The sequence below is a fragment of the Acidovorax sp. FW305-C-20-28 genome (assembly GCF_058783375.1).
On the sequence record NZ_JBYSYM010000001.1, the window covers coordinates 694580 to 701691 of the forward strand.

The 7112-nt window shown below is 68.2% G+C and carries 6 protein-coding genes; 4 read left to right on the forward strand and 2 right to left on the reverse strand.

Going from position 1 to position 7112, the window contains the following annotated elements:
• Positions 1–97 precede the first annotated feature (97 nt).
• Positions 98–2809, forward strand: coding sequence for a leucine--tRNA ligase (leuS, locus tag AC3WOH_RS03280; RefSeq protein ID WP_492227960.1), 2712 nt, complete (start codon positions 98–100; stop codon positions 2807–2809).
• A gap of 2 nt (positions 2810–2811) precedes the next feature.
• Complete coding sequence (locus AC3WOH_RS03285; RefSeq protein WP_184855609.1) at positions 2812–3315, forward strand: LPS-assembly lipoprotein LptE; 504 nt, start codon at positions 2812–2814, stop codon at positions 3313–3315.
• A gap of 142 nt (positions 3316–3457) precedes the next feature.
• On the opposite strand, the gene rocF is transcribed toward AC3WOH_RS03285, so the two are convergent.
• The gene (rocF, locus tag AC3WOH_RS03290) at positions 3458–4411 is read right to left on the reverse strand and encodes an arginase (protein WP_492227961.1); all 954 of its coding nucleotides are present in this window, start codon (positions 4409–4411) and stop codon (positions 3458–3460) included.
• A 233-nt stretch (positions 4412–4644) separates the two neighbouring features.
• Here rocF and holA point away from each other — a divergent pair, with 233 nt between their 5' ends.
• Positions 4645–5700 carry a DNA polymerase III subunit delta gene (gene holA, locus AC3WOH_RS03295; RefSeq protein WP_492227962.1) on the forward strand — a complete coding sequence of 352 codons (1056 nt, stop codon included), beginning with the start codon at positions 4645–4647 and terminating at the stop codon, positions 5698–5700.
• Positions 5701–5886: 186 nt separating this feature from the next.
• Here the strand turns inward: holA and AC3WOH_RS03300 are convergent, their stop codons facing one another.
• A complete protein-coding gene (locus AC3WOH_RS03300) occupies positions 5887–6168 on the reverse strand; it encodes a hypothetical protein (RefSeq protein WP_492227963.1) in 282 nt (93 codons plus the stop codon).
• A gap of 285 nt (positions 6169–6453) precedes the next feature.
• On the opposite strand from AC3WOH_RS03300, the gene AC3WOH_RS03305 reads away from it, so the two are divergent.
• The coding region (locus AC3WOH_RS03305; RefSeq protein WP_492227964.1) for an RCC1 domain-containing protein at positions 6454–7112 on the forward strand (659 nt) is incomplete at its 3' end.

Below are 7112 nucleotides of genomic sequence, written 5' to 3' on the forward strand. Positions count from 1 at the left end.
CCCGGCCTGTCGGGGGCGCGCTCCTGGCGGCGCGCCCGACAGCCTAAAATCCGCGCAGCGCAGTCCTGTGGCTGCACCCATCCTGACCCGAGCCTCCATGCAAGACAAATACTCTCCCCAAGAGGTTGAGCGCGCCGCGCAAGACCACTGGACCGCCCGCGACGCCTACCGCGTGGTCGAAGACGCGAACAAGAAGAAGTTCTACGCCTGCTCGATGCTGCCCTACCCCAGCGGCAAGCTGCACATGGGCCACGTGCGCAACTACACCATCAACGACATGCTCACGCGCTACCTGCGCATGAACGGCCACAACGTGCTCATGCCCATGGGCTGGGACGCCTTCGGCCTGCCGGCCGAGAACGCTGCGCTCAAGAATGGCGTGCCGCCGGCCAAGTGGACGTACGAGAACATTGCGTACATGAAGAAGCAGATGCAGGCCATGGGCCTGGCCATCGACTGGTCGCGCGAAGTCGCCACCTGCGACCCCGAGTACTACCACTGGAACCAGTGGCTGTTCCTGAAGATGCTGGACAAGGGCATCGCCTACCGCAAGACCCAGGTCGTGAACTGGGACCCGGTGGACCAGACCGTGCTGGCCAACGAGCAGGTCATCGACGGCAAGGGCTGGCGCACCGGCGCCACGGTGGAAAAGCGCGAGATCCCCGGCTACTACCTGAAGATCACCGACTACGCCGAAGAGCTGCTGGACTTCGTCACCGGCGACAAGCTGCCCGGCTGGCCCGAGCGCGTCAAGCTCATGCAGGAGAACTGGATCGGCAAGAGCGAAGGCGTGCGCTTCGCCTTCCTGCACGACATCCAGGGCGATGACGGCAAGGTGATCGGCGATGGCCGCATGTACGTCTTCACCACGCGTGCCGACACCATCATGGGCGTGACCTTCTGCGCCGTGGCGCCCGAGCACCCGCTCGCGGCCCATGCCGCACGCAGCAACCCGGCCGTCGCTGCCTTCATCGAGGAATGCAAGAGCGGTGGCACGACCGAGGCCGAGCTGGCCACGCAGGAGAAGAAGGGCATTGCCACCGGCCTGTTCGTCACGCACCCGATCACCGAAGAGCAGATCCCGGTGTGGGTGGGCAACTACGTGCTCATGGGCTACGGCGACGGCGCGGTGATGGGTGTGCCCGCACACGACGAGCGCGATTTCGCCTTCGCCCTCAAGTACGACCTGGAGATCAAGCAGGTCGTGCTGGTGGACGGCGAGCACTTCAACTACCACCAGTGGAACGACTGGTACGGCGACAAGCAGCGCGGCGTGACCATCAACTCCGACAGCTTCAGCGGCATGGGCTACAAGGAGGCCGTGGCCGCCGTGGCCCACGCGCTGCAGGCCAAGGGCCTGGGCGAGACCAAGACCACCTGGCGCCTGCGTGACTGGGGCGTTTCGCGCCAGCGCTACTGGGGCACGCCCATCCCCATCATCCACTGCGAAGAGCACGGCGCCGTGCCCGTGCCCGAGAAGGACCTGCCGGTGGTGCTGCCCACCGACTGCGTGCCCGACGGCTCGGGCAACCCGCTGCACAAGCACGAAGGCTTCCATGCCGGCGTGACCTGCCCGGTCTGCGGCAAGGCCGCACGCCGCGAGACCGACACCATGGACACCTTCGTGGACAGCTCGTGGTACTTCATGCGCTATTGCGACCCGAAGAACAACGACGCCATGGTGGCCGATGGCACGGCCTACTGGATGCGCGACCAGAAGACTGCGACCGGCGGCGCCGGCATGGACCAGTACATCGGTGGTATCGAGCACGCCATCCTGCACCTGCTGTACGCGCGCTTCTGGACCAAGGTCATGCGCGACCTGGGCCTGGTGACCGTGGACGAGCCGTTTGCCCACCTGCTCACGCAGGGCATGGTGCTCAACCACATCTACTTCACGCGCGACGAGAAGGGTGGCAAGAGCTACTTCCCACCCGAGGGCGTGACCCCGGTGCTGGATGCGCAGGGCCGCATCACCGGCGGCAAGCTCAATGAAGCCGAAGGTGCGTTTGCGCAGGGCCTGCTGCTGGAGTACGGCGGTGTCGGCAAGATGGGCAAGACCGAGCGCAATGGCGTCGACCCGCAGGACCTGATCGCCAAGTACGGCGCCGACACGGCCCGCCTGTACACCATGTTCACGGCCCCGCCCGAAGCCACGCTGGAGTGGAACGATGCGGCCGTGGAAGGCAGCTACCGCTTCCTGCGCCGCGTGTGGAACTTCGGCCTGAAGCTCGCCGCCATCGACCGCGATGCGGCGCTGGCCAGCGTGGCCGGCGCCACCAGCCTGGCCGACGTGCAGTTCGGCAAGGAGGCCAAGGCCCTGCGCCTGGAGATCCACACCGTGCTCAAGCAGGTGGACTACGACTACCAGCGCATGCAGTACAACACCGTGGTTTCCGGCGCGATGAAGATGATCAATGCGCTCGAGGACTTCAAGGCCACGGATTCGGCCGGCGCCCAGGTGGCGCTGATCGAGGGCTTCGGCATCCTGCTGCGCTGCCTGTACCCCGCCACGCCCCACATCGCCCATGCGCAGTGGACCAGCCTGGGCTACGCCGGTGCCCTGGGCGAACTGCTCGATGCCCCCTGGCCTCAGGTGGATGCCGGTGCCCTGGTGCAGGACGAGATCGAACTCATGCTGCAGGTCAATGGCAAGCTGCGCGGCTCCATCCTCGTGCCGGCCCAGGCCGACAAGGCCGAGATCGAGCGCATTGCACTGGCCAGCGAAGCCTTCGTCGCCCAGGCGGCCGGTGCCGCGCCCAAGCGCGTGATCGTGGTGCCCGGGCGCCTGGTGAACGTGGTGGTGTAAGCATGCCGACCAAGCGCACCCTGCTCCTGGCGGCCCCTGCCGCGCTGCTGCTCACGGCCTGCGGGTTCCGCCTGCGCGGCGTGCCCGAGTTCTCGTTCGATGTGCTGCTCATCGCCGCGGCCCCCAGCTCCACGCTGGCGCGCGAGCTGCAGCGCACGCTGGAAGGCTCGGGCACCAAGCTCACGGTGCTGCGCGATCTGGCCGACCTGCCCAAGGCCCAGGTCGGGCTGGAGCTGCTGTCCGAGCAGCGCGAGCGCGTGGTCGTGGGGCAGAACGCCTCGGGCCAGGTGCGCGAGCTGCAACTGCGCCTGCGCGTGAAGTTCCGGGTGCGTGGCGCCAACGGCAGCGAGCTGATTCCCGAGACCGAGCTGCTGCAGCAGCGTGACATCAGCTACAACGAAACCATCGCCCTGGCCAAGGAGGCCGAAGAGGCGCTGCTCTACCGCAACATGCAGACGGACATCGTGCAGCAGCTGCTGCGCCGCCTGGCGGTTGTGAAAAGGTAGCCCCCCTGAGGCGCTTCGCGCCATCCCCCCAGGGGGACGCCCCCAGCGCGGCGGGGCGGCCCTTGCGCGGGGGCACTGGCCTGGGCAGCGCCGGTATCGCGCGCTGGCTGCGCATGCGGTGCCGCCGAGAGGCCGAAGCCCCTCAGTTCAGCGGCGGTATCCGCATCAGGGTGCTTTTTCCGAAGAGCGATTCCACCAGGTCCACGGCCACCTCGGCCGTCTGGTTGCGCACGTCCAGGGCGGGGTTGAGCTCCATGATGTCCAGCGAGGCCAGGCGGCCGCTGTCGGCGATCATCTCCATGCACAGCTGGGCTTCGCGGTAGGTCGGGCCGCCGGGCACCGTGGTGCCCACGCCGGGGGCGATGCCCGGGTCGAGGAAGTCCACGTCGAAGCTCACGTGCAGGTGGGTGTTGTCGTCCATGCCGGCCAGGGCCTGCTGCATGGCCTGGCGCATGCCGATCTCGTCGATGGCACGCATGTCGAACACCTCCAGACCCTGCTCGTGCACCAGGCGCTTCTCGCCCGCGTCCACGCTGCGGATGCCGATCTGGCGCACCTGCTGGGGTCGCAGGGCCGGGCCGCCGCCGGGCATGCCGGCCAGTTCCGTGAGTTCCGGTGGGCCCAGCCCGCATAGGCAAGCCACGGGCATGCCGTGCACATTGCCGCTGGGGGTCAGGGCGCTGGTGTTGAAGTCGGCATGGGCATCGAGCCACAGCACGCGCAGCTTCTTGCCGGCCTCGGCGCAGTGGCGTGCCACCGCGCTGATGCTGCCCAGGCCCAGGCAGTGGTCGCCGCCCAGCAGGATGGGCAAGCGACCCTGCTGCAGCTCCGCATAGACCGCATCGAACACCAGCCGGTTCCATTGCACTACCTCGGGCAGGTGGCGGTAGCCGTCCACGGGCGGCTGCCAGGGGTTGGCCGGGCCGTTCAGGTTGCCGCGGTCCACCACCTGCAGGCCATGGCGCTCCAGCGCCGGCTGCAGCCCCGCTACGCGCAGGGCCTCGGGGCCCATGGAGGCGCCGCGTGCGCCGGCGCCGATGTCGGTGGGGGCGCCGATCAGGCTGGCGGCAGGGTGCGGTGCAGGGAGGATGGTCATGCGAAGAAAGCCTTTGTGGGGTGGGGAGCGGCTGCCGCAGCGCGGGTAGCGCGGCGGCCATGCTGGGCGCTATTGTGGGTCGGTGTGCGTCCAATGGAAAGACAAAGGCTTGTGCAATTCTTGCTGAAGATTGGTCAATTTGTACAAGTTGATTGGCATTTGGCAGGGTGTGAGCCTTCCAGGGGCTGCCGGGAGCCCGGGTGGGGGCGTGCGGCGCGTTTAGACTTTGCACCATGCAAGTCGCCCTGGCCCAACTCTCCTCCCACCTCCAAAAGGGCCTGTCGCCGCTGTATGTCCTGCATGGCGACGAGGCGCTGCTGCAGCAGGAGGCTGCGGACGCCATCCGCGCCACGGCGCGCAACCAGGGCTATACCGAGCGCAGTTCCTACACGGTAGCGGGCGCCCACTTTGACTGGAGCGCCGTGCTGGCGGCTGGCGGATCGCTGAGCCTGTTTGCCGACAAGCAGATCGTGGAGATCCGCATCCCCTCGGGCAAGCCCGGCAAGGATGGCAGCGTGGCGCTGCAGCAGATCGCCGAGTCGGCCCGGGGCAACGACAGCACCCTGACCCTGGTGATGCTGCCGCGCCTGGACAAGGCCACGCGCACGGGCGCCTGGTTCGCCGCGCTGGAGGGCAACGGCACTTCCATCCAGATCGACCCCATCGAGCGCGGCATGCTGCCGCAATGGATCGCCCAGCGCCTGGCCACCCAGGGCCAGCGCGTGGTGGCGGGCGAGGAGGGCCAGCGCACGCTGCAGTTCTTTGCCGACCGCGTGGAGGGCAATCTGCTGGCCGCGCACCAGGAGATCCAGAAGCTTGCGCTGCTGCACCCGCCCGGCGAGCTGACCCAGGCGCAGGTGGAGGCGGCCGTGCTCAATGTGGCGCGCTACGACGTGTTCAAGCTGTCCGAATCGGTGCTGGCCGGCCATACCGGGCGCGTGCAGCGCATGCTCGACGGCCTGCAGGCCGAGGGCGAGGCCGAGGTGCTGGTGCACTGGGCGCTGGCCGAGGACATCCGCGCCCTGAAGCGCGTGAAGGATGCGATGAACGCCGGGCGCCCCCTGCCCATGGCGCTGCGCGAGAACCGCATCTGGGGCCCCAAGGAGCGCCTGTTCGAGCGCATCCTGCCCAAGGCCAGCGACGCTGCACTGGCGCGCCTGCTGCAGTCGGCCCACACGGTGGACGGCATCGTCAAGGGTCTGAAGGTTCCCGACTGGCCCACCGATGGCTGGCAGGCCCTGCAGCGCCTGGCGCTGCAGCTGTGCAGGCTGACAAGTTCGGCGAGATAAAACACCCCCTGAGTCGCTTCGCGCCTTCACCCCTCTCTCGACTCGCTATGCGAGTCGGGAGGGGGACGCCCCCAGCGCGGCGGGGCGGCCCTTGCGCGGGGGCACTGGCCTCGGTCGCGCCAGCTTTCAACGCCGCAGGCCATATCCCGCACAAGACATTTCCCGTGAGCGAGAAGAGACCTGGAGTTAGCGCGCGTCCAGCGTGCCGCGCGCCTTGTCTACCCACATCTGCAGGTTGGCCACCAGGTCCTTCTGGCTGAACGAGCAGCTTTCCTCGGAGAACAGCGCGCTCGATTCGAGCCGGTCCAGCAGGTTCAGCAGCACTTCGTTGTAGCGCGGCGGCAGGGCCGCGAGCAGTGCCGCCTGTCCGCGCGCCAGCGTGCTCAGGGACGCGGCACTGTCTGCGCCCTCGCTGAAACGTGCCAGAGCGGCTTGCAATGTCGTGAGTTGGTCGTGTTCGGCTGACATGCCCCAAGTATCCGCGAAAGGCCGGTCAGGTCTGGCAGCGGCACGGCCGTGCACTTTTGCGTGCCGGCTTCGTGCACAAGTTCACGTCCGGCCCGCCGGCCTGCGCTGCACACCATTGTTTGCAAAGCCCGCCGCCGTCAGACTCGCGGCCAAGCGGTTCGCAGCCATGCATCACGAAGATGCGGGCACGGCGCACACCGCTGGTTCATGGAGCCCTCCATGGGTTCTGAACGATCTGCCTGTCTTTGATTTTTGTCCTGATGGACCCAACCACTGAGAACACCGATGAAGCAATTGATGATGAAGAACAAGTCTTTCCGCACGGCCGCAGCGCTGGGCGCAGCCGCCCTGTGCAGTGCCTTTGCGATGACCTCCGCGCATGCGGTGCAGCCGGCCATCTCCATGGGCTACGACCACGCGCTGGTGCTGCGCGCCGATGGCACCGTCTGGTCCTGGGGCTACGGCGGCAGCGGCCAGCTGGGCCTGGGCAACACCGCCACGCGCACCACCCCCACACAGATCCCCACGCTGCAGAACGTGGTGCAGGTGGTGGCGCGCGGCTCCTTCTCGCTGGCCCTGAAGGCCGACGGCAGCGTCTGGGCCTGGGGTGACAACTCCGGCGGGCGCACCGGGGGCAACGGCACCAGCGTGCCCGTGCAGATCAACGGCCTGGCCAACATCGTGAGCATCAACGCCGGCACCGACACCGGCGCGGCCTTCGCCACCGACGCCACCGGCCAGGTCTACGCCTGGGGCACCAACAGCACGGCCCAGCTGGGCACCGGCCAGACCAGCCCCGGCGGCAACCCCGTGCCCCGCCTCGTGGCTGGCGCGCAAGGCGCAGTGGCCGTGAGCGCCTCCGACGCGGCCGTGCTTGCCCTGCGCCAGGACGGCAAAGTCGTTGCCTGGGGCTCCAACGGCAACCGGGCCCTGGCCCCCGTGGC